The sequence below is a fragment of the Mesorhizobium sp. WSM4810 genome, assembly GCF_055811235.1.
On record NZ_JBVVQV010000001.1, the window covers coordinates 240,184 to 264,951 of the forward strand.

At 59.1% G+C, this 24,768-nt stretch carries 15 protein-coding genes and 4 pseudogenes; 7 read left to right on the forward strand and 12 right to left on the reverse strand.

Annotated features, from left to right (window positions below; translation table 11 throughout):
- Positions 1-1,374: 1,374 nt before the first annotated feature.
- A complete protein-coding gene (locus AC0L3O_RS01180; RefSeq protein WP_473614525.1) occupies positions 1,375-1,842 on the reverse strand; it encodes a hypothetical protein in 468 nt (155 codons plus the stop codon).
- A 416-nt stretch (positions 1,843-2,258) separates the two neighbouring features.
- On the opposite strand from AC0L3O_RS01180, the gene AC0L3O_RS01185 reads away from it, so the two are divergent.
- From AC0L3O_RS01185 to AC0L3O_RS01195, 3 genes and pseudogenes are all read left to right on the forward strand, one after another.
- Complete coding sequence (locus AC0L3O_RS01185; protein ID WP_473614526.1) at positions 2,259-7,760, forward strand: DUF3320 domain-containing protein; 5,502 nt, start codon at positions 2,259-2,261, stop codon at positions 7,758-7,760.
- A gap of 80 nt (positions 7,761-7,840) precedes the next feature.
- Positions 7,841-8,343, forward strand: a pseudogene (locus AC0L3O_RS01190) (metallophosphoesterase family protein); the annotation flags it as partial.
- A gap of 583 nt (positions 8,344-8,926) precedes the next feature.
- Positions 8,927-11,167: an AAA family ATPase gene (locus AC0L3O_RS01195; protein WP_473614528.1), complete on the forward strand. Its 2,241-nt coding sequence runs from the start codon at positions 8,927-8,929 to the stop codon at positions 11,165-11,167.
- Positions 11,168-11,878: 711 nt separating this feature from the next.
- Here AC0L3O_RS01195 and AC0L3O_RS01200 read toward each other — a convergent pair.
- Complete coding sequence (locus tag AC0L3O_RS01200) at positions 11,879-13,048, reverse strand: recombinase family protein (protein ID WP_473614529.1); 1,170 nt, start codon at positions 13,046-13,048, stop codon at positions 11,879-11,881.
- 63 nt (positions 13,049-13,111) lie between these two features.
- Here AC0L3O_RS01200 and AC0L3O_RS01205 point away from each other — a divergent pair, with 63 nt between their 5' ends.
- Entirely contained in the window at positions 13,112-13,309 is a 198-nt protein-coding gene (locus tag AC0L3O_RS01205; protein ID WP_473534494.1) for an nSTAND1 domain-containing NTPase, read from the forward strand.
- Here the strand turns inward: AC0L3O_RS01205 and AC0L3O_RS01210 are convergent.
- The 10 genes and pseudogenes from AC0L3O_RS01210 to AC0L3O_RS01255 form a co-directional block, all read right to left on the reverse strand.
- Positions 13,228-13,452, reverse strand: a pseudogene (locus AC0L3O_RS01210) (NAD-dependent epimerase/dehydratase family protein); the annotation flags it as partial. The gene AC0L3O_RS01205 and the pseudogene AC0L3O_RS01210 sit on opposite strands and share 82 nt — an antisense overlap.
- Before the next feature lie 15 nt (positions 13,453-13,467).
- Complete coding sequence (gene gmd / locus AC0L3O_RS01215) at positions 13,468-14,538, reverse strand: GDP-mannose 4,6-dehydratase (protein WP_473534396.1); 1,071 nt, start codon at positions 14,536-14,538, stop codon at positions 13,468-13,470.
- Positions 14,539-14,785: 247 nt separating this feature from the next.
- Positions 14,786-14,967 (reverse strand): annotated as a pseudogene (locus tag AC0L3O_RS01220) (ISNCY family transposase); the annotation flags it as partial.
- A 182-nt stretch (positions 14,968-15,149) separates the two neighbouring features.
- Positions 15,150-15,938 carry a hypothetical protein gene (locus tag AC0L3O_RS01225; RefSeq protein WP_473534397.1) on the reverse strand — a complete coding sequence of 263 codons (789 nt, stop codon included), beginning with the start codon at positions 15,936-15,938 and terminating at the stop codon, positions 15,150-15,152.
- A gap of 41 nt (positions 15,939-15,979) precedes the next feature.
- Positions 15,980-17,317 (reverse strand): NAD(P)H-dependent oxidoreductase, encoded by a 1,338-nt coding sequence (locus tag AC0L3O_RS01230; protein ID WP_473614530.1) that lies wholly within the window; start codon positions 17,315-17,317, stop codon positions 15,980-15,982.
- 46 nt (positions 17,318-17,363) lie between these two features.
- Positions 17,364-17,897, reverse strand: coding sequence for a dTDP-4-dehydrorhamnose 3,5-epimerase (rfbC, locus tag AC0L3O_RS01235; RefSeq protein WP_473614532.1), 534 nt, complete (start codon positions 17,895-17,897; stop codon positions 17,364-17,366).
- Between the two features lie 103 nt (positions 17,898-18,000).
- Complete coding sequence (locus AC0L3O_RS01240) at positions 18,001-19,146, reverse strand: GHMP family kinase ATP-binding protein (protein ID WP_473614533.1); 1,146 nt, start codon at positions 19,144-19,146, stop codon at positions 18,001-18,003.
- Complete coding sequence (locus AC0L3O_RS01245) at positions 19,116-20,171, reverse strand: NAD-dependent epimerase/dehydratase family protein (protein ID WP_473614534.1); 1,056 nt, start codon at positions 20,169-20,171, stop codon at positions 19,116-19,118. The genes AC0L3O_RS01240 and AC0L3O_RS01245 overlap by 31 nt, the downstream gene beginning before the upstream one ends.
- Positions 20,164-21,432: an HAD-IIIA family hydrolase gene (locus AC0L3O_RS01250; RefSeq protein WP_473614536.1), complete on the reverse strand. Its 1,269-nt coding sequence runs from the start codon at positions 21,430-21,432 to the stop codon at positions 20,164-20,166. Before AC0L3O_RS01250 ends, AC0L3O_RS01245 begins: the two co-directional genes overlap by 8 nt.
- Positions 21,429-22,046 (reverse strand): SIS domain-containing protein, encoded by a 618-nt coding sequence (locus AC0L3O_RS01255; protein ID WP_473534403.1) that lies wholly within the window; start codon positions 22,044-22,046, stop codon positions 21,429-21,431. The genes AC0L3O_RS01250 and AC0L3O_RS01255 overlap by 4 nt, the downstream gene beginning before the upstream one ends.
- A gap of 166 nt (positions 22,047-22,212) precedes the next feature.
- Here AC0L3O_RS01255 and AC0L3O_RS01260 point away from each other — a divergent pair.
- From AC0L3O_RS01260 to AC0L3O_RS01270, 3 genes and pseudogenes are all read left to right on the forward strand, one after another.
- A pseudogene (locus AC0L3O_RS01260) lies at positions 22,213-22,335 on the forward strand (bifunctional Delta(1)-pyrroline-2-carboxylate/Delta(1)-piperideine-2-carboxylate reductase); the annotation flags it as partial.
- 164 nt (positions 22,336-22,499) lie between these two features.
- Positions 22,500-23,288, forward strand: coding sequence for a WecB/TagA/CpsF family glycosyltransferase (locus tag AC0L3O_RS01265; protein WP_473534404.1), 789 nt, complete (start codon positions 22,500-22,502; stop codon positions 23,286-23,288).
- A 164-nt stretch (positions 23,289-23,452) separates the two neighbouring features.
- On the forward strand, positions 23,453-24,766 hold the full coding sequence (locus AC0L3O_RS01270) for an oligosaccharide flippase family protein (protein ID WP_473614537.1): 1,314 nt from the start codon (positions 23,453-23,455) through the stop codon (positions 24,764-24,766).
- The last annotated feature ends 2 nt before the right edge of the window (positions 24,767-24,768 follow it).

The window sequence follows — 24,768 nt, forward strand, 5'->3', positions numbered from 1 at the left end:
CCATCTTGACATGCGACGCTGGCGTTTGCAGCAAAATTTACCGGTAGATACAACGTAACTTGGAACAGGGTGAATAATCGGCGAGCCAGCGATAAGACGTTGTTGTGTCCGCTAGACTGATTTGTTTCGGATGGCGCCTTGATGCGCGCACCACTATTAGAGCCCGGTGTCGCCGATGAGGCGCCCACGTCTTCGGTCCTGACCTGCTACGAAGAGAGCAGCCTTCAAATCCTTACTCAGTCGCTTGAAGGGCACCATGTCAGCCGCGTGACGCCATCCCGTCGGTCGGCCCAGTGGCGCAAAAGGACTGGCGCCAAGCTGCGGCGTGTGCGCAAATTGGCGGGCATTTCAAAGCGGCTACTATCGCAAACGTGGCTGCAATGGCGACTTACGCAACGCAGTTCTTGATGCAGCACAGCGACCGCATGAGCTCAATCTGGCGAACTGGACTAGTCCGAGACCAGCGATGATCGCCGGCGTCGCTTCCGTTATCGGCGGGACATGTCGCCAGTCCCCATCTCCGGCCGCAGCGTCGAGCAAGGGGCCGATCCCCGGAACGCCCACACCCGTTGTCAGCTTTCGTTCTGGCGCGCGAGCGTCTGGATTTTGCCGGTCATTGCGTCAATTAGATCGTCCGACCGACGCCAGTCCTGCGCCAATTTCTCGACTAGACGGACCATGCGCAGCGAAAGCACATCGGTGCGCTGAGCCAACACAGACGGCGGCATCTGGCGCAGTCTCGCAGGCCCTTGCGGTGCGATGACCCCGCGCGCGAAGGAAGCCGCGAAGCTGGTCGATGACTGCGGTGCGGTGACCGATGAGCCTGCTGGCGAACCCGCTGCAGGGCTTGAAGATCGATCTGCTCGGCGCTCTTGATCGGCACAAAGGCCGCACATTGCGCTACGATCGGGCGGGTGTTTTTCAATAACTTGGAAGCTAATCTTGCAATGTTTACTGCACATTGCAAGAACCGGGATTTCTCACCGATTTCCGTGGCTTAATGCAGTGTGCGGCGGCTCGGCCAGCAGCTGAGGAGGCTTGGGGCCGGGAGGGGGCGTAGTCAGAGACGGCAGCGAGACACTCGACAGAAAACCCAATTCTCGGGGGGGTGACGCGTGTCCCTTCGGTGACCTCTGGCCGGCAGGCTGCTGAGCTGGTGGATGCTCAACGTAAGAATCTCGTCGACCTGGCCTACGGTGACTCGCGATCGGCGGTCGGCACGGCTGCCTGGGCACTCGTCGTTGCGGCTTCGGCGAGGGCCAGCGTCGGCCGCGGGATGGCGGCCGAGCGCAGGCTTGTCGGCTGGCGCTCCCCGCCGCACTGCGGATGCATAGGCTTCACGGCCTCAATGGAAGCGCCTCCATTACCCTCGAACTAAGAGTTCGCCACCTCCAGGATCAACCGCCGCGCCTTGCTCTTCCACTTCGGCAGCGCACTCGTCGCCTCGACGGTGCGACAACTGCACTCGGCATAGAGCCGCCGGGCCAAGACCCAGAACGGTCCAATAAATTGCAAACGCTGATTGAGATGCACAAGACAGCATACGCGTCCTTCGGCGAAGCTTTGCACGAAACGGGCGGCAGTAGTCGCGACCGCGTCAGTGCCAGCCAGAAAGAGGAGAGGGCGCTGCTCGCCATCTGCGGCTATCCTACGGTTAAGGAAGCGGATCGCCTCGCCAAGGCCCACTATCTTTAGAGATCGAGGCGCGCGGCGAACTCGACCTTCGCAGAGCATATGCATGCTGTTCTTCGATCGACGATGTGGAAGGGATGATACGACCGGCGCGCAGACGGTCAGCTGCTGAATGTCTGGTATGCGCCGCATATCGGTCTTCGAGACCATTTTGGGCCGTTCCCAGAAGCCGACATTCCGAAAATCGTGGGTGAGATTGCGATCGCGATTTTGTCACTAGTGACAAGCTCTGCTGATTTCAGCGGGACGACATCGCCTCAGTGTCAAAAATGACCGACTGCCTTCGTTTGCGCCGGATATCGAATTGCGGTGCGGTCTTCCGGCCACAGGATCTCTCGAAGTTGAGGCACTAGCTCAAATCAAATAACCGACGTATCCCATTTCACAATGCTGCGGACCGCACAGCGCCAACAGTATTATCGAAATGCGGATAACTTTTTTGTTGCGGCTGCCGTTGCGCAGGATCTATGTGTTCGGCTCTGGGAGTGGGGGCATAATTGTCAGAATCCGAAAAGTCAGTCCTCCAAAGCGATCTACCGCTAAAGGAGAAGCTCGAGCGCGCCAGGATGGAGTTGCTCGACCTCTCCGCACGTAATCGCCTTTTGAACGTGCCCCGTTTTTCGAAGAGTGCGAAAACGATCGACATCGTCGATGAAAGGTCGTCCGAGATTTATCGACTCCTTGTGAACGAAGGGAAGGCATTTACCTTCCTCGCAGGCAAGCCTGACAGGCCGAAGGCGGGCCAGGAAAGCAAAGCTGGGGACGACGAGGTTGACTACTCCCCCATCTCCCTTGCTCAGCCGGAGGACAACGAGGTCGAAGATAGGGGGGTGTCTGCGCGACATTCTGACACCAAGCTCCAGACGCGAATGACCCCAACCGGTCTGCAACGTCGGCTCCTTGACCTCTACCACGATGCCAGGACGCTAGAAGAGGAGCAGGGCGTCAACATCCTTTTTCTAGCTCTGGGAATGCTCAGGTGGATCGACCCGAACAACAAAGAAAACATCCGTCAAGCTCCGCTCATTTTGGTGCCGGTCCGACTCGAGCGGGGAGCGGCCGGGGAGAAGTTCCGGTTACGCGCCAGGCCGGAGGATCAGAGCGCGAATCTATCGCTCGAGCTCTATTTGGATCGCTTGCACAAGCTCGCCATGCCGAGCTTCGATGCGGGAGACGACTTCGACGTCTCAAAGTATCTCGATGCAGTGGCCGAAGCGGTATCAACCAAGGAGGGTTGGGAGGTGCTCCGGGACGACATGGTGCTGGGCTTCTTCTCGTTCGCGAAATTCTTGATGTACCGGGATCTTGACCCCGAGATCTGGCCCGAGGGCTCCAAGATCATCGAGCAGCCGAAGATCCGCTCCCTCCTTTCAGATGGCTTTGAAGCACGCGAGCCGTTGATGTCGGATGATATCGCGATTGATCCGCACATCGCGCCTGCGGAGATGTTGCATATCGTCGACAGCGACAGTTCCCAGACGCTCGCGATCCACGACGTAAGAAAGGGACGCGACCTTGTGATCCAAGGTCCCCCCGGCACAGGAAAATCGCAGACTATTGCAAACGTTATCGCGTCGGCCGTGGCCGACGGAAAGACCGTGCTTTTCGTTGCCGAAAAAATGGCCGCGCTGGAGGTCGTGAAGCGCCGCCTCGACAATGCCGGGGTAGGGGACGCGTGTCTGGAACTCCACAGCAACAAGGCGAACAAGCGCATGATGCTGGAGGAGCTGCGTCGTACCTGGCAGCTCGGATCGCCTCGAGGACAATTCCCGTCTGCGCTCACCGATGAGTTGTCGCAGGCGCGCGACAAGCTCAATGCGCATGCCGACCGGATGCATGTTCCGTTCGGCGCGTCCGCCCTGACGCCCTACCAGGTTTTCGGCCAGCTAACCCGACTCAGGCAGAACGGGCAAAAACCCGTAGATATCGAGCTAGAAGGTGCCACCGATTGGACGAGTGAAGGCGTTTCGTCACGCCGGAAGCTGCTCGACGAGGTCTCTCAACGGATCAACGAAATCGGGCTACCCATCCACCATCCTTGGAGAGGGGTAGGCCTGGATGTCGTGCTGCCAACCACGGTCGAGCGGCTCGTCCCGCGCGTCGGGTCGTTGCTCGATCAAGCGAAAGCTGTGCAGGCAAAACTGATCGACATTGCCGCGCGGATCGAGGCCGAGCCTTCGCGAATTCTAAGCGACAGCGGCGACATAGAAGATCGCGCAGAACTGCTCGCGTCCGCACCAGAGCTCCCCGCCCACGCGTTGGTCTCGCCGGTGTGGGATGACCATCCTAAGGAGATCTCATCGCTTCTTTGGACAGGATCGGATTTCGCCCGCAAATTCGAAGACGTTTCGCAGCATTTGGCGGCGACGGCGATCGACACCCCAATTGAAGATCTCGAGGCAGAGCTTGCAAAGCTGCCATCAGAATTCCCGAAAGACGGTTTTGTCCGTGCGCACCAGCTGACCGTTCTGCTCCCGCGCTTGCGGGATGAAGCGGAGCGGTTGAACCAGGAGCTGGGATCAACGGTTGTACCGGACACGCTGGCAGGGCTGGTTAGATTGATCGTGACGGGGGAGAGGGTTGCGGCTGCCCCTGACGCAAGCCCCGAAGCGTTTGCCGCGACCGTTTGGGACTCAGGACTTGAACAAGCGGCGGACCTTGCCGAGAGCGTCGCGACGCTTGAGGCGGTCCAAGCAGAGCTGAAGGGCAAGGTTGTCGATGCTGCCTGGAATACGGATGTAGCACCGACAAGGCAAGCCCTCGCCACTCATACGGGCCTGTTGAAGGCATTGAGCGGCGACTACCGTCGCGCCAAAGCCCTTCTGCGGTCCCTTCTAGCCGATCCTAACGCGCCGTCGACGGAGACAGTGCGTCTCCTAGACGTGTTGATGAAGGGGCAAGCGGCAGCCACCAGGGTTCGTGATGGTGACGCCTTTGGTCGTTGCGCCTTCGGAGCAGATTGGCGCCGGGAGAAATCCTCGTCGGCACCGCTCTTAGCCCTAGTGGAATGGATGCGCACGCTGAGGGGACTTGGCTCGGAACCGCGACTTATCGCTGGTCGGATGGCCGAGCGCTCCGAAGCGGGCGCGCGGGCGCTCCGGGTTCGCAAGGTTATCGATATCGGCCGGCCGATGATCGAGGGTTTCTGGAACGATCTCGGCCACCTCGCGCCGTCCATGCTGGGTGACGTGGCCTCCGCCGAAAGGGCTTCACTGCAGCTGATGGAAGTGAAGGCGCGATCCGTGGCTCAAGCGGACGAAGCGTCTCGAGAGGTTCTAGCCAGCGTGCCTGATCAGTTATCCGGTCGGGTGGAATTCGTGCGACGACTGGGCGCCCTACAGAAGCTTGCTCAACAGATCGATGCCGCTCACGGCCTGGGCCTGACCGCATTTGGCTCGTCTTGGCTCGGGCGAGGATCCGACTGGGCCGCGCTTACGCAGGCCGAGCTCTGGTTGAAAAACAATAGCGCACTCCGACATCTGGTCGCGCGTCTACCCGACAGGGTCGAGATCGCAAAATCGGCTCGTGCAACGCGAGAAGCGGCCCAAGCCGCGGCGCTGCAGTTGAAGGCGCTTGCGGAGGATTTGAAAGCTGATGCTTCGTCTTTGTTCGGAGTAGGCGATTTCTCTGAGGTCGTGATTGCCGAGTTGATTGCCCGATTGGAGGGCTGGGTCGAGCATCAGGAACAGCTCTCGAAATGGGTTGCATACGAAGAACGATCTGAGAGCGCCCAAAAGGCGGGACTAGGACAGTTGATCGGCGGCCTGGCAAACGGCCAGGTTCCAACCGCATCGGCGCGATCGGTCTTCGACATGGCCTTTTACGAGAAAATGCTGACGGCGATGGCGAATAAGGAGCCGGAGCTCGGGAGGTTCGACGGAGAGCTACATTCGAGGGCTGTCCGCGACTTTGCGGATTTGGACCGGCAGAGGATCAAGGCTAGCGCCATCGAGGTAGTGACCGCGCATCATCGCAAGATCCCATCAAGGGATGGCGGAGCTGGGCCTGTCGGTCTGCTTCGATCTGAGATTGCGCGCAAAAGAGGCCATATGCCTATCCGGCAGTTGATGCTGAGGGCAGGGCCCGCTGTCCAGGCTTTGAAGCCGGTATTCATGATGAGCCCACTTTCGGTGGCGCAGTTCTTGTCGCCCGGTCGAATGTCGTTCGACCTCCTGGTTATGGACGAAGCGTCTCAGATCCAGCCGGTGGACGCACTCGGCGCAATCGCCAGGGCGAACCAGGTGGTCGTCGTTGGTGATGAACGCCAGCTGCCGCCGACGACATTCTTTGCGAAGATGACGGGCTCGCAATCAGAAGATGACGACGGCGAGGGTGCGCAGGTCGCTGACATCGAGAGCATTCTCGGGCTCTTCACGGCCCGTGGTTTACCACAGCGCATGCTTCGCTGGCACTACCGCAGTCGACATCAATCGCTCATCGCCGTGTCGAATAGCCAGTTCTACGAGAACCGGCTCTTCATCGTTCCAAGTCCGTATACCCAAGAGGCCGGCATGGGGCTGCGGTTCCATCACGTGCCGGACGGAGTGTTCGATTCAGGCGGGACAGGGACGAACCCGATCGAGGCGCGGGCTGTAGCAGAAGCGATTATCCGTCATGCGAAGTCGAATCCGCAAGAGTCTCTTGGTGTTGCGACTTTTTCGGTCAGCCAGCGTCGTGCGATCCAAGACGAACTTGAGGCGCTGCGGCGGTTGAATCCGGATACGGAGAACTTCTTCCACGCCCATCCGAGTGAGCCGTTTTTCGTCAAGAACCTGGAGAACGTTCAAGGCGACGAGCGGGACGTGATCATGATCTCGGTAGGGTACGCGAAGAATGCCCAAGGCTACATGGCTATGCGCTTCGGCCCCCTCGGTTCGGAAGGTGGCGAGCGTCGCCTCAACGTCCTCATAAGCCGAGCCAAGCGCGCCTGTGAGGTGTATGCGTCGATAACAGATGAGGACATCGACCTTGAGCGTGGGAAGGGGAAGGGGGTCTTCGCCTTCAAGCTCTTTTTGCACTACGCGCGGACTGGACGTATCTCGCTCGCGCAGACGACGACCCGAGAGATGGATTCAATCTTTGAAGAGCAGGTAGCCAACGCGTTGGCTGAACGGGGCTATCAGGTCCATGCACAGGTGGGTATCGCGGGCTTCTTCATCGATCTGGCAATTGCCGATCCGGGGCGGCCAGGACGCTATCTGCTCGGTATCGAATGCGACGGTGCTGAGTATCATTCCTCACGCTCCGCCAGAGATCGGGATCGGCTGCGCCAGGCTGTTCTTGAAGATCATGGCTGGATTATTCATCGCATCTGGAGCGCTGACTGGTTCCAGCGTCCGCGAGAACAGCTCGAGCGGACCGTGGCAGCGATCGAGGCTGCAACAAGAGAGCTCACTGAACGTGCAGAGTTGGGAATCCAGCGAAGCCGTGCTGCGGGCGTACAGGTCGTGACGGTCGACCGAGGTAACGTCACAGAAATTGGCTTGGAAACCACGAACGGGCCCGCGGCACCAGATCGGGCCTACGCGGAAGCCAGCGTACAGAGACCACCCGGGCAGTTTGAACTTCACGAGACGCCCACCGGTCTTCTGGCTGGGCTGGTCGAGCAAGTCGTGGCTGCGGAGACGCCAATCCATCTCGACGAGGTAGTCTCGCGTATCCGGGATGCGTGGGGCCTACAGCGGGCCGGCGGTAGGATTCAGGACGCAATCGAGCGCGGTTTTGTTGTCGCCGAAGCGCGGGGAGCGGTGGCAAGGCGGGGTGACTTCTGCTTCAAGCCCGGCGCCCCCATTCAGCTACGCGACCGCAATGGTGTCATTTCCCCTGGCTTGCGTAAGCCCGAAATGATTTCGTCGGAGGAACTCGCCCAAGGAGCAATCGAGGTGGTGAGATCCAATCTCGGAGCGACGGAGGACGAAATCGCAACGAGCGTTTCGAGAATGCTGGGCTTCAAAGCCACAAGCGCGCAATTAAGGCAATTGATTTTATCCGCGGTCGCCGGCGCTGTCGCGAATGGAGCGTTGCGGTATCAAGACGGACTGCTAATCGACGGCGCAAACGGTCAGTGAGACATCAGCGACAATGCGAGGGTGGACCCTCGCCAGACTATGACGAAGCTGGGACGAGCTCTACCCTGGCTGGAGGCTAAATGGCGTTTCGATTTGTTCACACGGCTGACATTCATCTGCATTCACCGCTTCGTTCGCTAGCGCTGAGAAATCTCGACCTCGCAGAGCTCGTGGGTGACGCCAGCCGTCAGGCTTTCATTTCGATAGTGGATTTGTGCCTGAGGAACGCGTGGATGCGCTGGTCATTGCTGGCGACCTATATGATGGCGGTCAAACCTCGATGAAGACTGCCCGGTTTGTCGCGACACAGATCGGACGGTTGCTTCAGGCTGGTATCAGGGTTTTCAAGAGCCGCGGTAATCACGATGCCCTGTCACGTATCTCGAAACAGCTCGTGTTTCCCGACACCGTGACTATTTTTTGCGGTCGCCCCCAATCGGTCTTGCAAACTGCCGGTGGTCTGGATGTCGTTTTCCATGGCCTGAGTTTTGCGCACCCTAAGGCGCCAGAAAGTCTGCTGCCAAAGTACCCAGCTGCTCGTGAAGGCGCAGTGAACGTTGGTATCCTCGACGACGAAATTTCGATTCACGAGCACCGCAAAAATGAGGTGCTGAGTGCGTTCAGCGTCGACACCTTGGCCGAGGTGGTGCAGCGCGACGAGTTGTTGCGCGAGAGGGATCGTCTTCGCATGACCGTAGCCGAGCTCGAGGATCGCGTAACGGCCGAACTTTCATTGGAGACGTTTGAGCAGGCTCGCTCGGCCTTGGACGACATAGACTTCGAGGGCTTGGCTATCGAGAAGGGGCAAGGCGAGCAGCGGCTCCAGCAACTCGACGCCGCCCTTCAACAACAACTGATCCGACAAACGCGCGCGGCAGATAAGATAGACGAGATTGGAGGCGACAGCACCGTTGCTCGTCTTGACGCTGAACGTCGAACCATCCTGCTTGAAATCGAAGAGAAGGCGACAAGCTATATCGAACTCAAGCTTGGGTTAATGTCGGCTGGGAATGCTTTGCGCGCCTATCCATCAGCGCCCGCCGGAAACTTGCCGCTGCCGCAAGATGGCTGTTCGAAACTTTTCGGGGGAACCCGCCAGGCTGTGAGGCGAGGCGTTTCGGGTGCTGGTTGGCTAGAGCAACGAATCGCATTTTAGGGTGGGCATTATGTTCAGACGTATTTCAAGCATCAAGGATTTCGGTGTCTTCAACAACTTCACCGGAGGTACCTTACCGGAGTTCGCGCCGTTCAATCTGATTTACGGCTGGAATTACTCAGGAAAGACAACGCTGTCGCGTGTGTTTCGCTGCCTGGAAGGTGGCGCACTTCATCCGGATTATCCCAACGCGCGCTTTGATGTAGTGCACGCTGACGGCACACAGTATGGTCATGCCTTTGCGACGGCCTGCAACGTACGTGTGTTCAATGAGGATTTCCGCAAAGCACATCTTCGTTGGGATGATGCCGACGGTTTCAATCCCATCCTCCTGCTCGGTGCCGAAAATATCAAACGACGCGATAACCTCGTACAGAAGCAAACGCAGCGTGCGCAACTCGACGATCAGCGTAAGGGAGCCGTCGCTGAGGCCAAGCGACTTGATGACAGAATCAGTAAGGCTGAAACCGATTGTGCCAGCCAGATCGTGAACGAGCTTCCGGTGGGCCGTTTCAACAGGACTAACCTGCGTCCCATAATCAGCGCTTGGAATGGCACGATGCCCGATGCCCTACCTCCCGAGCAGGTTCAGGCAGCACGCGGCAAAGTGAGTGCCGAGCAGAAGGATGTTCTGCCCGATCTTTCGATTGTCACGCAGTCCATCAACCAACTCTGGCGCGATGGCATTGCTCTCCTGAGCGATCAGATCGACTCATCTGCCACGATCGCGCGTCTTGTGGAACACCCGGATATTGCAACATGGGTTGAACATGGCCGACACCTGCATGACGGCAAGTCGCACTGTGAATTCTGCGAAGGAGAACTGACTACCGCGCGCAAGGCGGCACTCAACGCCCACTTTTCCGACGCGTTTGATGATCTCAAGAAGCGGATCACCACAGCCATTGATGAACTTACTGGGCAACGGATGGAGTTTTCCGGTGCCGCCTATCCCCGATCAGGCTTTTATGCCGATCTGCACGACGAACATACACAGGCTGGTCGCGAGCTGGCACTCGCTAGAGACGGCTTCAACGGTGCCATACAGGCGCTCATCGATGCCCTGAAGAAAAAGCAGAGAAATCCGTTCGATATTGTGCAGGCACCGGACGGCGAACCACAATCCGATCCACTCGCTGCGGCAGCGAGGCGTTTTCAGGCTCTGATAGACGAGAACAATGATCGCACCCGTCGGTTCAACTCCGCGCGCAACGAAGCTGTTGCCATGCTAAAGGATCATTACGCAGCCGACGCGATGCGCCGGATCGATCGGTTTGCACTTGAGGCCCGAATTGGTGCTCAGAAGAAAGCTGAAACGGACTCTGAAGCGGCCCTTGTTGCCCTTGATCTGGAGATCGCCAAACTTCAGGCGGAACTCTCAAACGCGATCAAAGGTGCGGAAGCCATTAACGAGACCCTTCGGCGATTTTTCGGGAAAGCCGATATCCAGGTTAAAGTCACTGACAGCGACCGTTTTCAGCTGATGCGCGGCGAAGCACCTGCCCGAAACTTGAGCGAAGGCGAGCGTACGGCGATCGCTTTCTGTTACTTCATCACCAAGCTGCTCGAAAACGGAAACAATCTCTCGCAGACCATCGTCTATATCGACGATCCGATATCGAGCCTTGATGCGCACCATCTTCTGCACGTTTGCGCATTCATCAGAACCACATTTTACCGGTTCAACGAAGGGGCGCCCAAACCCGCCAGGCATGAATGTCTGGCCAGACAACTGTTCATCTCGACCCACAGCCATGAGTTTTTCAATCTCATGCTGGACTGGATGAGGAAGATGACTGATCAGATGTATCGGACATATCTCGTTGAGCGGACGGACGCGAATGGCCTTGTCGCTTCGAAGATTATTCCATGCCCTGACAGCATTCAGAAATATCGCTCCGAGTACCTCTACATCTTTCACCAGATTGCCGGCTACGCCGAGAACCCCCAGAACGATCATCAGATCATCTTCAATCTGGGCAACATGACGAGGAGATTCATCGAAGGGTACGCTTCGTTTAAGTTCCTCGAGCACGTTAACATAGATAGCAGTATTGATCGTCTCATCACCGATCCGGTTGATGCTGAGCGCGCCCGCAAATTTATGCATTTTTATTCTCACACGCTTTCGAGAAGTGCCGGAATGCGTTTACCAGACATGAGTGAGGCGCAAGCAATCGTTACATTAATCCTGGATGCCGTGCGGAACCACGACCCCGTTCATTACGGCTCGCTTGAAGCAACACGCTGACACTCTTCATCGAGCCTGGGGACTGGCGTTGCCGACCGACCAGTCGCCGAACTGACGTCAAAGTGTGTGCGAGCAGCCGGTCGATCAGGACCTCATTGTGTATCCGATTGTGTACCTGAAAAATCAAGAGCATAGACTGGCCGTGGCGCCTATGATGGATTGGGCGGATTGAGGCAGCAGCTTACGGCCGCCCTAATTGTCATCTGCGCCTCGCTGGAAACACTGAGTTCAACTGTTTGGCTTCGGCAGAACGATACGGAACGATACGGGAAGACTTCTGATTTTGGCCCACGAAAAATGCAATGAAATCAACCGACTTGGTACGTCCTCCGGGCCCACCATTCAGTCCACCGGATTTCCGGGTTTTTCGCCCGTCTCAGAATAGCTACGACATGTCCGTGGGTTAGCGCCGAGTAGTGGGCAACACTTGGCTGAGGCTCCGCAGTGAGCGTCCAAAACACCTGACTTTTGGCCGTCCGTCTCTGTCGGGCGAATTCCGTAGCCAAGTGTTTGGCAAAGCGATGGTTGGCTGATCAGCCAGATGCACGCCGGATTGGTGTCAGAAGCCGAGGAGAGCAGTCTGGCTGGTCCAGGCGTGTGGCAGGTCAGAGACCCGCGAGAGTCTGTGCGCCGTCAGTTGGACAGGCTGATCACCGGCAACGATGCTGGCCGTTATTTTCGGAGCGAGGAACGCGAAGGGAAGAAGTCGACTCACCTCAGACGTGTCGGTGCCATTGAGCATGGCAACGTCGGTGACGCTGCGGTTGCTCCGTCCGTAAGTTGCTCCAGGTAGAGGCGGGCTCGACGCACAAGGTCGATTAAGGCGCCGTCGGGTTCTCGGCTGATGTTGGACCCGTCTGTAAGCACGATCCGCGTCTCGACACCGCGCCGCTTCATACCGCTTGGACATTCGATCGAAGTTACTTGGGCGCTATCGTTGGGAGGCAGAGTACGGTCGAGAAGCAATTCCGATAGCGAGCGGCAATCGAGTTCGATCGTCAACGATCCGGGCTTGAGGGTGATCCTCCGAACGATCTTTTGAAGCATAAATCGCTTCGCTTCCGCAGTGTCTGATGCCCAGCACGACCGCATCACTTCTGCCCGCCGCATCGCCGACTGAATTTCGCCAGCGTCGGCCCATTGCTGAATCCAACCAGACAGTTGGGCCTGATCACTGAGAATTCGATTCAGGCGATGCTCAACAACTGATTCAAGTGCGGGCGCTGGAAGACGCCAACCCGATGACCCTTTCCGGCGCTCATCGACGAATTGCTTTGAGACATAGTATCGGTAGCGGACACCTTGCTTGTTGGCATGAACCGATCGCAATTTCTCGCCGGCTTCGTCGACGATCAAACCGGTGAGCAGATGAGGCTGCGTGACATTGGACTGGCTTCGCCGCCGTGGCGCTTGCGAGGCGAGAAGTGCCTGGGCCTCCTCGAATGTGGCAGACGTGACGATCGGCTCGTGCTCTCCATCGTAGACCTGATCCTTGTGCCTGATCTTGCCGATGTAGATCGGGTTCGAAAGCAGGTGGTAGAGATTGCCGCGACCAAACGGCATTGTGACGGCAACAGATCCGTCTTTGCGTTGTCGCGTCCTTGCCGAGAGCCCGTCACTCGACTCATCGACAAGATCCCGGACCGACTTCAGGGCGAGATAGCGATCGAATAGGTGTCTAACTGTTTGCGCTTCGGTTTCGTCAATCGCCAGCTTGCGGTTGTCGACGCGATAGCCCAGGGGCACCACGCCGCCCATCCACATGCCTTTCTTCTTCGATGCGGCGATCTTGTCGCGGATACGCTCTGCTGTGACCTCTCGCTCGAACTGAGCGAAGGACAAAAGCACGTTGAGCGTGAGCCTGCCGAGATTGACGAGCAAGCTGAAGGTTTTATCCAGGCCACCGGCGCGCGCATCGAGAGCGGCGGCAGCCGTGCATGTTATGTGCGCGATGCCGGCGCCGAGCGGGCGCTCGTGGTTCTCGGCGCTTCAGGAGCTGGCAAGTCGTCGTTCCTGCGAGCGGGGTTGTGGCCGCGCCTGCGCCGGATGACATTCGCTTCGAGAATCCCGCCGACCTTTGCGGCTGCAAGGACCACGGCGTGGGGGCTGGTTTCTGTCATCCAGCGATACACGGCGTCCTGATTTCGAAGGTCGAGAACGTCGCGCGGAGCCATTAGGACCTCGCAGTTTTCCTCCTCCAATCGCCGCGCCACAGCCGAGCCGACCATGCCGCGGTGGCCAGCCACGAATACGCGTTTTGCGTCGAGCCGATAAGTGTAGTCCATGACCGGTGGCCCACTCTAGACGCTACTGTCCATGTGCCAGCTCTCTCGCTCCAGACGTTTCAGATCGGCGGCCACCATTTCCGCCACGAGGTCGCTGAACGTCGTCTTAGGCGACCAGCCGAGCTTTGAGCGGGCTTTCGCCGGATTTCCCATCAGGAGATCGACGTCCGTCGGACGGAAATGGCGTGGGTCGACTCGGACGAGGATCTCTCCTGTCTTGCCATCCCGGCCGATCTCGTCCACCCCCTTACCTTCCCAGACGATGACGCGGCCGACTGCCCGAAAGGCACGTTCCACGAACTCGCGCACCGAATGGATTTCGCCCGTGGCGAGGACGAAGTCGTCAGGCTCGGCGTGCAGAAGAATCCGCCACATGCCCTCCACATAGTCGCGAGCATGCCCCCAGTCGCGTTTCGCGTCTAGATTTCCAAGATAGAGGGTGGACTGAAAGCCCCGCTCGATACCTGCAACCGCACGTGTGATCTTGCGGGTCACAAACGTCTCGCCGCGCGTGGGACCTTCATGATTAAACAGTATGCCATTGGAAGCGAACATTCCGTACGCTTCACGGTAAGTGATCGTGATCCAATAGGCATAGAGTTTGGCCGCCGCATAGGGAGAGCGCGGGTAGAACGGCGTCTTCTCCGTCTGGGGCACCTCCTGGACTTTGCCGAACAGCTCGGAGGTTGACGCTTGATAAAAGCGCACCCGCTCTTCCATCTTCAGGATGCGTATGGCTTCAAGCAGCCTGAGTGTGCCAAGGGCATCGGCGTTGCCGGTATATTCCGGCGTCTCGAAGCTTACCTGGACATGGCTTTGGGCCGCAAGATTGTAGATTTCGGTAGGGCACGTCTGCTGAATGATACGAATGAGATTGGTCGCATCGGTCAGGTCGGCGTAGTGGAGAAAGAAGCGTGCGTCCGGTTCGTGCGGATCGACGTAGATGTCGTCGATGCGTTCGGTATTGAAGGAGGAGGATCTGCGTTTCAGTCCGTGGACAGTATAGCCTTTCTCCAGCAGCAGTCTTGCAAGGTAGGCACCGTCCTGACCGGTCACACCAGTTATGAGCGCAATGCGATCTGTCATCGTGTCCCATCCAATCGTTGAGGGCTGTGGTGGCGCCGTCGAGCTACGGTCCGCCCCCGCACTCCTCAAATGAAAGGCGAAAGCGCTGTGTTCGACCAGAGTGTCATTGTGGGAGGCACGCCACCAAACGGAGGTAATCCCACCGCTCAATGCCCGTCACAGCTACTTCCCGTGCGTCCCCTTTCTGCTTGGCTAGCCTCGTCGGACGTAGCCGCCCGCCGCGAGCCGTCAGTTCACAAGCGCTTGCGCCCATGCTGCCGTCGGCAATGCCGAACATGTGGGTCGTTTGACCAGTGCGGCGCGGGCCATGCCGGCTGAGAAACGTTCGCGTCCAGCCTGTATCTCGGGTCACCTGGCAAGCGTGGCGTCGGGGCGCTTGTTGCCGACGATCCCCGCCACCGACGGCGGCTTGTCGAAGTTCTCGTAAGGCTTGTTATCGCGTCAGCAAAAATGACAATTCGTGCCCGCAGGAGAAACCGTGGAGGGGCCTTATCCAGCTGCCGGATTTTTGACCTGTTGCGTTGAGGTAATTCGCCGCTGTTGCGAACCCTTCAGCATGATTGTTGTTGCTTGGCCAAGATGACGTTTCCTGGCCGGCTTCACACCAGTTCCTACTGGAGAAGGCCTTTGGCAAGTTCGCGCAAGTCCTGAAACGCAATAACAAGGTATGAGACCAGAAAGCTGCACAGATAGAAGCTTGGTGCGGCGCCGCGCTCCCACCGGAGAAACAAGGCGCCGAGTTCAAGGCTCGGGCGCGTTTGTGCTAGCCATGCCAGGGTCGCGGCCAAGGCGAGGCTACCCAGAGCATTGGTCGGATAATGCAGCCCCAAGTAGACTCGCGCAAGCTCTATTACCAAGGTGCAGGCCAGGGCGAGGAGTCCAAGTTCGAAGCGAACGAGAAGAATGGCGATCGCTAAACCCGCGAACAGAACCGCTCGCTCACTGGGGAACCCGGGGCTGCCGGCGAACGGCGCTGAGCGCAGGACGGCAGCGTCGCCCAGAACCTCCGGGATATGAAGCCCAAGTGCGGCGTCAAAAATCGGCTTTGGCGTCGTCGGCAGAGTGCCCTGCAGGAAATGCGCGACGAGCGCCGCGAGGACAGCTGCGCAGACGCCGCTCACCAGCCTTGCCCTCGATTCCGGCCTGTCATGGGCGAACCAGCAGTACCAAAGCAAGGACACAACTATAGCGCCCTCGGTTGTTGGGTAGACGGCACCGAAAGCGAGCCGGCTGGCGAAGGGCTGATTGCTCGCTACGGTGTTAATGGCCTTTACGAGGGGCCTGTCGATCCAATCCGGGTTAAGGGCCAGGAAAGTCGTACCCACAAAGAGGAGGCAAAGCGCGGCGGCATGCTTCAGGTAATGGAAGTCGGATAGCATTCGCGCCATCGGTTCGGCCATCTCGAACCTCCTCGGGCTCGGTCTGCGGAACATCCCGCTAACTAAGCGGTTGTAAGAACCTCGCGCTGCGGTGACGCGGCAGAGCTGCCGAAGAAGACAAGATCCTGCGCCCGGCGCAGCGCGTCGCACAGCCGCCCTATCGGAAGCTCGATGTCGTCATAGCCGAGCACCTCGTCGCGCTTGACGTCGCGCAGCAGTCGGCAGCCCTCGGCGAGCCCGATCGGCACAAGCCGCTCGGCGTGCACCGTCCGCGCGTTCTCGCAGAGGCCATAGGTCATGTAATGTCCGAGGCCATCGAGGATCTCTCCGGCACTAAGGTCCCGCTTGGCGGCGGCCACCACGTCAACGGTCGGCGCGCCCAGGGGCGCAATCGCAGCATCGCGGAAGATCGCGGCCCTCGCCACTGTGAAGGGCACCTCGAAATGACACAGATGATAAGGCCAATAGAAACAGTAGAGCGGCCCGGGGCCCATCTTGTAGAGTGACAGATAGTGTTTCTCGACGGCATTCTCAGTGGTGCCAAGAACGAAGACGCCGGGGTTGGGCATGGCGCCGACACAATAATCAACTATCCCCGGCCCCTCGAGGAGCTGATTGAGCGGATACCAGCCGACCGCCTCCTGGATCGGGGTCCCGGGCTCGACCACAGGCCCGTACATGCCGCGCTTGGCCACCAGCATGCCTGTGGCGTTGGCGACGATGGCGTTCTCGAATGAGATCTTCGTGCCGTCCGCGAAGGAGGTGACCATCGGGGCCTTCATCCCCCATTTCTTGGCAAATCCCTCCTGGGTCGTCGGATTTCGGTAGGGATCGTGCAGGCCCTTGATGTTCCCGCAAAGCACGGGACGTATGCCCAGGCCCCTGACCCAACGGTAGAGGTTCATGATGACGCCGGGCTGATCCCCCTCCACATTGGTGAGGACCACGCCTGCCTGGTCGGCATACACTTTCAGGATTGGGCCGATCGTGCCGTCGAGTTCGGCATTCATCAGGGCGACATGCTTGCCGTGCCCGATCGCGCGCATTGTGACGTGGGCAGCGAACTCGATCGCGCCTGTCGCCTCGACGACGATGTCGATGCCTTCGGCCTCGCAAATGTGCATCGGGTCCGCCGTGATCGCGCGGCGGCCGCGGGCCACGAGATCCTCAAGCGCTTTGGTGCTGGTCGCCTCCGTCACATCGTCCGCGCCTGCAGCGGCATAGGCCTCTCGCGCCTTTTCCACGTGTCTGTTGGAAATGGCTACGAGTTCCATGCCCGGAACATATCGCAGCATCTGCATCGCGATGCCTCGGGCCATGAAACCGGCCCCCACCATACCCACGCGAATTGGACGCCCCTCAGCCTGGAGCAACTCCAACTCCCTGTCGACGATGAACATTTGCGTCTCCTCTGTAGCGCTCCCGCAAGTTCGTCGCCGAGAAAGGTCAGTCGGCGTAGTCCGGCCAAGTCCGGTCCTTATCTGAGATCACCGCCGGCTCATCCACTGGCCACTTCACGGCGAAAGCAGAATCGTTCCAACGAACACCGCGTTCGGCTGCCGGTGCATAGAATTCGGAGACGAGATACGTGGCCTCGGTTTGGTCCTCAATGGTGAGAAAAGCATTCGCGCAGCCCTTCGGTATCACCAGCATCCGTTGGTTCGCCGCGGAAAGTTCCACAGTGAGGTGCTGCTTATAGGTGGGCGACTCGGGCCGCAGGTCGATCAACACGTCGTACAGGCTGCCCCGGATGCAGCGAAGCATCTTGTCCTCGCCATGGGGAGCCAGCTGGTAGTGGAAGCCGCGCAGTGTATGCTTGTGCCTGTTGAATGAAATATTCATCTGCACGACATGATCCGGAAGTCCCTGCTCGGCAAATTCCCGTGAACACCAGCCGCGCGCGAAAAAGCCCCGCTCGTCTTCGAATTTCTGCAGTTCCGCCAGGGTGGCGCCGGGAATACCGGTCTTTGTAAAAAGCATCGTAGATCCATTGATCAAATGAGTGTCACGCCGGGTCGCATCTCCGACGCTCTCCTGAGGGTTGCTCGCGCCGGCGGTCCGCTTGTGGGATCGCGGGACGGCATTAGACTTGCGCCGGATGCAAGAGGCGCGAGCCGTGGACTTCATAGCCGATAGGCACATAGGCTAGGTGTGAGAGTGCGCGTCTTACGCTTTCCCGGCGTTCCGGCTTGACCGCGAACATAAGGAATCCGCCGCCGCCGGCGCCGCACAGCTTGCCGCCTTCCGCACCTGCGTCCCTGGCGAGGTCGTAGTGGCCATTGATCGCCGCGTTACTCACGCGGGATGCCAAACTCCGCTTCATCTCCCACCCTGCGTGAAGAACGGCACCGAAGCGTTCTATGTCGATGACGGGCTCCGAAAAGATCTCCTGAAGCATGAAGGCATCGTCCCGCATCCGCCTGAGCGTATCGAGATTGCTTGACGTGTTCGCCTTCTGCTCCGCCAGCACGGAACTGGCCGGTCGCTGATGCGATGTCCAGAACATCATCAGGTTGCTGAAGAGATGTTCGACGGCGCCATTGCGCACCCGCTGCGGCTCGACCATTACCGCGCCGCCAGGCTGGAAGCGGAACAGGTTCATGCCCCCGAACGCGGCGGCATACTGGTCCTGCTTGCCAATCGGCTCCTTGAGGATGTGCATCTCGATGTGACATGCCTCTTCGGCGAGTTGGCCAGGGGTGACACGTTCTCCCCGGAATGCATGCAGGGCGTTGAGCAGTCCCACCGTGAACGAGCTCGACCCCCCCATGCCCGTCGAGGCCGGCATGTCTCCGACCGTCGAGATGTAAATCGGCGGTTCGATCTCCAGGAAACGCAGGCATTCGCGAGCGATGTTGTTCTTGATCTCCTCTATGGTGTTTACCTGCTCTGTCTGTGAATAGTTCAAGCGGATGGGTTCATTAAAGATCTCGCTGTGACGCTTGACGGTGACATAGATGTATTTGTCCACTGCCGCACTGAAGACCGCGCCGCAATCGCGATTGTAGAAATCGGGCAGGTCGGTACCGCCGCCAGCAAAACTGACGCGCAAAGGCGTGCGCGTCAGGACGAGAGACGGTAGACGCTGTGCAGCGCGATTGGTGATGGTCGGAAGGTCCAGTCCTGAGTTGCGCCCCACGGCTTTGGTATCGTCTAGCTGTTCCATATTTTGCCCCTCGAACACCATCGGAATGAAAATTAGGCAACACGCGGCTGTGCGGTTCGCCAACGCAGCTGATCATCGAGCATCCCCGCGTTGAGCAAATGATTGAGCCAGCGCAGCCGCGTGAACCGCTTGTCGGCAAAGTCTTCAAATCTAAGTGCGATCGAGCGGAACGCCTCGTAAAGCTCCTGCGCTCCCTTTCGCGCCGTCGACTGAAACTCGAAATCCGGGAAAGTCCGTGAGAACTTGGTGAAGTCCGCCTTGTAGGTCCTTTGGTCCGCGCCCGGCTTCGGTGTCATTGTGAGCTGCGCGCCGGGGACGGCCTCAACGGCGATCTCCGCTATCTCGCGCACCTGAAGATTGAGGCCTTCAACACCCATGTTGAACGCCTCATTGTGAATGTCCTGTAGCGGCGCCTCCAGCATCAATTTGAAATAGCGCGCGACATCCTGGACATGAACCACGGGCCGCCATGGCGTGCCATCGCTGTGGACTTCGACACGTCCAGTTGTGAAGGCGCTGCCCATGAAATTGTTCAGCACGGTGTCGAAGCGCATTCGCGGCGAGAGACCATAGACGGTGCCGTTGCGGCAATAGACGGGCGAGAACCGGTCGTCCGCCAGCGAGCGCAGCGCTTCTTCGGCAACAGCCTTCGATCTTGCGTACTCTGTTTGCGGCGCCAGCGGGGCGGTTTCGTCGACGACGGCTGCTTTCGACATGCCATACATGATGCAGGAGGAGGAAAATAGGAACCGCCGGATGCCGGCCGCCTTAGCCATCGTGGCCAGACGAACTGTCCCGTCCGCATTGATCTGCCTCGTCCAATCCGCGTTGAGATTTCCGATCGGGTCGTTCGAGAGTGCCGCCAGATGGATCACCGCGTCAAAGCCTTGGAGTTCCGGGGGTTCGATGGCGCGCAGATCCTTTGTGATCTCGGGCACACTGGTATTGTCGGCTCCCAGGGTGCACGCACGAAAATATCCCACGTCCAACCCGACCACCTGATAGCCCGCTGCCTGCAACACGGGCACTATGACAGAACCGAGATATCCATTGTGTCCGGTGACGAGAACGCGTGTTGGTTCATTCATGTCTGCCCTGCTCCGCTTTCGAAAGAAGTTGACGGGTGAGGTCCAGAAGCGAGCATTGCTCGCTTACTTGCGCATATAGGCAGTCCGCGGCTTCGGCCGCTTGACGGTCACGATCGTCATCGCCGACAAAGAGTGTGCGTGTGAGGTCGAGATCAAAGTCGCGCTGTGCCTGATACAGCATGCCGGGTTTGGGCTTGCGGCAGTCGCAGCCGTCGTCCCAGCCATGTGGGCAGTGGTAGATCTCCGCGATTTTGCCGCCGACGGCTTCGGACTCGGCGCACATGCGCTGGTGAAGCGCCTCGAGATCAGCGGCGGTCATCGCTCCGCGCGCTATCCCTGCCTGGTTCGAGATGATGATTACGCGGTAGCCGGCCTCGTTCAGAAGGGCCAACGCCTGCTTTGCACCCGGAACCCACTCCCACTGGTCCCATGAACACACATATTGAGCCCGTGGCGGTCTGCAGTTGAGTACGCCGTCCCTATCTACGAGCATGGTTTTTTCGCGCCTCATAAAGCGCTCCGTCGCGGGTAGACGCTCGATCGAACCCACGCTGTAATAGCGGTGCTCGCTCACGAAGCCGGCGAGGCGATGCTGCGTCGCGAGCGGCGTGTAGATGGCCTCCTCGAAGAGGGCGTCCTCGTCGGGCAGGAGTTCGAGGGCGAGATCGGTCAGTATGGCATAGCTGATCTCGACTCCCTGCAGCCCGGGCGTGGTGCGGAGCCGGTCGAAGACGGTCACATTGTCGTCCGCATCAAGGATCACGCTGCCGCGTGAATAGCCGTCCTTGTTGCTGTAGACCGTGATCATTCCAGGCTTGCCGGCCGCACAGAAGCGTTGCCACAGCCGCTCCATGCGCATCGGCCAGTAATTGTCACAATACAGCAGCAGGAAGCACGGATCTATGAGGTGACGGGCATTGGATACCCGGCTGCTGGTGAGGTCGTCGGGACGGGTGACGGCATATTCGATACTGAGGCCCAACCTGCTGCCGTCGCCGAAGTGGTCCATCACCACATGGGGCAAATACCCGAGTAGAAGAAGAACCCTTTCGAACCCCTCCTGCCGCAGCTGTTCGATCTGGTATTCCAAAAAAGGCCGGCCGAGCACGGGCACCATTGGTTTCGGGCGGTCGAGTGTGATCGGCCGCATGCGCGTGCCACGCCCGCCGGCCAGGATGACCGCCTGGCGCGGCCGGCTGTAGGTGCGGCCCTCGACATTTGCCTTTTGCAGGCGGGGAGAGCTCGGCAGGACAATATTCATTGACCGCGCTCCGGTCGGTCGGCGACGAGGTATCGCGTGATGGCATGACAGATCGCGGCGTGGGCGTCCTCGACGAGTTCGTAGGTGCCTTTTTCAGACCGCACCCATACTGGCTGATCGACGAGCTCTTTAAGCGTGCCGCCGTCAAAACCGACAATGCCGATGGTGGCTACCTTCCTTTCGCGAGCGAGTTCGACTGCCCGCACGAGATTAAACGAGTTCCCGCTGGCTGAAATCACTATGAGCACGTCACCCGGCTTGGCGAAGTTCTCCATCTGGCCGGCAAAGATGCGCTCGTAGCCTTCGTCATTGCCGAGCGCCGTTATCCAGGAGACGTTGTCTGTCAGGCCCATGACCCGGATTGGCCGCCTTCCCGAGCGTTTCGTGGCCTTACCGAGGTCATTGACCCAGTGGGAGGCGGTCGCTGCGCTGCCGCCGTTGCCGGCGACGAAGACTGTGCCGCCTGCATCGCGTACGGCGCGCAGCATCTGTATCGCCTCCTCCACGGCATCCGTATCGATCTGCGCCAATGCGATGCACAGCGATGCCAGATAATCCTGCGCGAATTCTTTGGGCTGCAACCAGAGGGCATCATCCGCGAACATTTGCGACATCTCACCACTCCCTGATCGATCGCGAGCTCTGTCACCTCGATTGCTGATAGGTGAGCTCCATCACAGCCTGCGAGCACTTCGAGTTCAATTGCTATTCCGACGGGAAGCTGGCGGGCGGCGCGCTCACCGGAGGTACCTAAAAGGAAACTCCCTTGTTCTCTCCGTTGCGGCCGGCACGTCGTCAGGCGGCCATATCGGCGTCAAGATCGTCACAGTGTCGCCCGACAACAATGCCGTAGGCAAACCCGCGGTGATGGGGCTTTGCCTCCTGCTCGACGACGCGACGGGCTGCGCATTTCATGCGCTCTTTCGGCACCACGAAGAGAACGAGGGAGTTTCCTTTTAGGTACCTCTGGTGAGCGCCCCGCCCGCCAGCTTCCCGTCGGAATAGCAATTGAACTCGAAGTGCTCGCAGGCTGTGATGAAGCTCACCTATCAGCAATCGAGGGTGGCATGACAGAACTCGCGATCGATCCGGGACAGTTGCGCGAGCAAGTGCTTGAGATACCCGTGCACGCCCTTGACTGGGCGCAGGCAGTCAACTGCGTCTTCGACTGGGCCCTACGGCGAGAGAGCCGAACGGTTTTCCTGGGCAATGTCCACAGTGTCGTCACCGCCCGCCGCAATCGCGCCCATGCCGAAGCGATGGAAAGCGCCGACCTTGTCGCGCCGGATGGAGCGCCGGTAGCCTGGGTCCTGAGGCGGCAGGGACACCCGGATCAGCCGCGCATCAGCGGACCGGACCTGATGTGGATTTGTTGCCGGAGAGCGTCAGAACTCGGCACGGAAATGTTCCTGTACGGCGGCAGCCCCGGCACCCTCCAGCGTCTTGAACATTGCATTCGAACCGAGTTTGCCGGCATAAACATCGTGGGCTCTTACTCACCTCCGCGCCGCCCTCTGTCGGCCGAGGAGGATGAGGTAGTGGTCAGAATGATCAATCAGTCCGGTGCGAGGATCGTGTGGGTGGGGCTCGGATGTCCCAAGCAGGAAAGCTGGATGCAGGCGCATCGCGGCCGGATCAATGCGGTCATGCTGGGGGTAGGAGCAGCTTTCGATTTCCACGCCGGAGACGTCAGGCGGGCGCCGCAATGGATGCAGAGGAGCGGGCTGGAATGGCTGCACCGGCTCTTCCAGGATCCCCGCCGCTTGGCGAGCAGGTATCTCGTGACGAACAGCCTGTTCATCCTGGCTTTGCTGCAGGCATCGCTCCTTCCCGGGCGCGGAGTTCGTAACGATTAGAGGGAGGGCGGAACCAGTGAACACACTCGGACCGCCGTGTTGCCGATTTGCGCCAACTCCTCCACGGGCGGCTGTTTTTGGCTCTGCTGCTGGGAGGCGGCGCTGCCCATATCTGGACGGTGTGGTTTGCATTGCCTCGACAGGCACCTGACGGGAGGCTCTCCATGACTCTGAGCAAACAGGCCGCCAGTCTGGCTGTCCTGCATGCCACCGACGTCCTGCAGCCGCTGATCATCTTGCCCTATGCCGGGCGTGTCCTCGGACCCATGAGTTTCGGGCAGTACGCGTATGCGCTCGCCATCGGACAACTCGCTGCCGTCGCCGTGGCCTATGGATTTCACTGGACCGCGCAACGCAGAGTTGCTTCCCTTCGATACGAGCCGGCGGAGATCGCGTCACTCTTTGCTCAGGTCATGGTCACCAAGGCAGTGCTGTTCGCTGCCGTATGTCTGGTTGGTCTTGTGCTGGCCGGCGACGTCCTGGCGCTCGACAGGCCGACATTCCTGTGCGCGATGCTCTCGGCCGCCGGCGGCGTTATTTTTCCGGCCTGGCTCTTCGTCGGCCTGGAGCGCGCCTGGCAGGCGGCCGTCGCGGGGGTTGTCGCTCGCGTTCTGGCGCTCGTCTGTTTCGTCGCCATGGTTGCATCACCTGACCAGGTCGCGCTCGCCGTTGCCATCCAAAGCGCAGTTCCCGTCGTCAGTGGCGTCATTTGCTTACCCTTCATCCTTCCGATCGGGTTCGGCGGCTTCAGGTCCGTGACGCTTTCGACGATTGGAATGCAGCTACTCAACGGCTGGAGGGGATTCCTCTTCACCGCCGTGGATACTGCCCTCGTCACCCTCCCTGTCGCCCTTGTCGGACATTTCGCAGGTTATGTTGCAGCCGGACAATATTCTGTCGCCGAAAAATTCCTACTAGCCGCGCGGGTATTTTTCAGGTTGCTTATGGATACCCTCATACCGAGGGTTTCATACTACGCTCATGTCGACCCTGCTGCCGGGGTACAACTAATAAGGAGGTCACTATTCACCGTAGCAGGCGGAGCGGCGATGAGTATCGGAATGTTCTTTGTTGCTCCATATATAATATTGACCCTCTTTGGAGATGAATTTTCAGGAGCGACACCTATCGTGCGCGCAATGGCCATTATACCATTGCTGATGAACATAAATACATTCACATCAAATATATTCATGTTTAGTTACGGATACGAAAATGAATGGACCGCCCTTAACGCATCCGGTCTGCTGGTATTCCTGGTGGCCTCGTATTTTTTATCTTTCGTCATGGCAGAGCAAGCCATTGTTTATGCGATGGTGGCGAAGGAAGTCGTCGTGCTGGTGGTTTCAACCGGCTTCTTCCTCATTGGCGGAGCGGCCGTCCTTCGCACGGCGGCGGCTTGCGACGCAGGCCGGGTGCGAAGATGTCTGCCAGCGTCCGCGCCGTTGGAGCATGATGCCGATCGTTTCCGGCCGTAGGA

Bases quoted from the DNA above. Each gene is read 5' to 3' on its own strand.
- AC0L3O_RS01180 (WP_473614525.1), bottom strand. From the start codon at position 1,842: ATGGTCTCGAAGACCGATATGCGGCGCATACCAGACATTCAGCAGCTG.
- AC0L3O_RS01250 (WP_473614536.1), bottom strand. From the start codon at position 21,432: ATGAATATTGTCCTGCCGAGCTCTCCCCGCCTGCAAAAGGCAAATGTC.
- AC0L3O_RS01245 (WP_473614534.1), bottom strand. From the start codon at position 20,171: ATGAATGAACCAACACGCGTTCTCGTCACCGGACACAATGGATATCTC.
- AC0L3O_RS01185 (WP_473614526.1), top strand. From the start codon at position 2,259: ATGGAGTTGCTCGACCTCTCCGCACGTAATCGCCTTTTGAACGTGCCC.
- rfbC (WP_473614532.1), bottom strand. From the start codon at position 17,897: ATGCTTTTTACAAAGACCGGTATTCCCGGCGCCACCCTGGCGGAACTG.
- AC0L3O_RS01265 (WP_473534404.1), top strand. From the start codon at position 22,500: ATGACAGAACTCGCGATCGATCCGGGACAGTTGCGCGAGCAAGTGCTT.
- AC0L3O_RS01225 (WP_473534397.1), bottom strand. From the start codon at position 15,938: ATGGCCGAACCGATGGCGCGAATGCTATCCGACTTCCATTACCTGAAG.
- gmd (WP_473534396.1), bottom strand. From the start codon at position 14,538: ATGACAGATCGCATTGCGCTCATAACTGGTGTGACCGGTCAGGACGGT.
- AC0L3O_RS01255 (WP_473534403.1), bottom strand. From the start codon at position 22,046: ATGTCGCAAATGTTCGCGGATGATGCCCTCTGGTTGCAGCCCAAAGAA.
- AC0L3O_RS01270 (WP_473614537.1), top strand. From the start codon at position 23,453: ATGACTCTGAGCAAACAGGCCGCCAGTCTGGCTGTCCTGCATGCCACC.
- AC0L3O_RS01195 (WP_473614528.1), top strand. From the start codon at position 8,927: ATGTTCAGACGTATTTCAAGCATCAAGGATTTCGGTGTCTTCAACAAC.
- AC0L3O_RS01230 (WP_473614530.1), bottom strand. From the start codon at position 17,317: ATGTTCATCGTCGACAGGGAGTTGGAGTTGCTCCAGGCTGAGGGGCGT.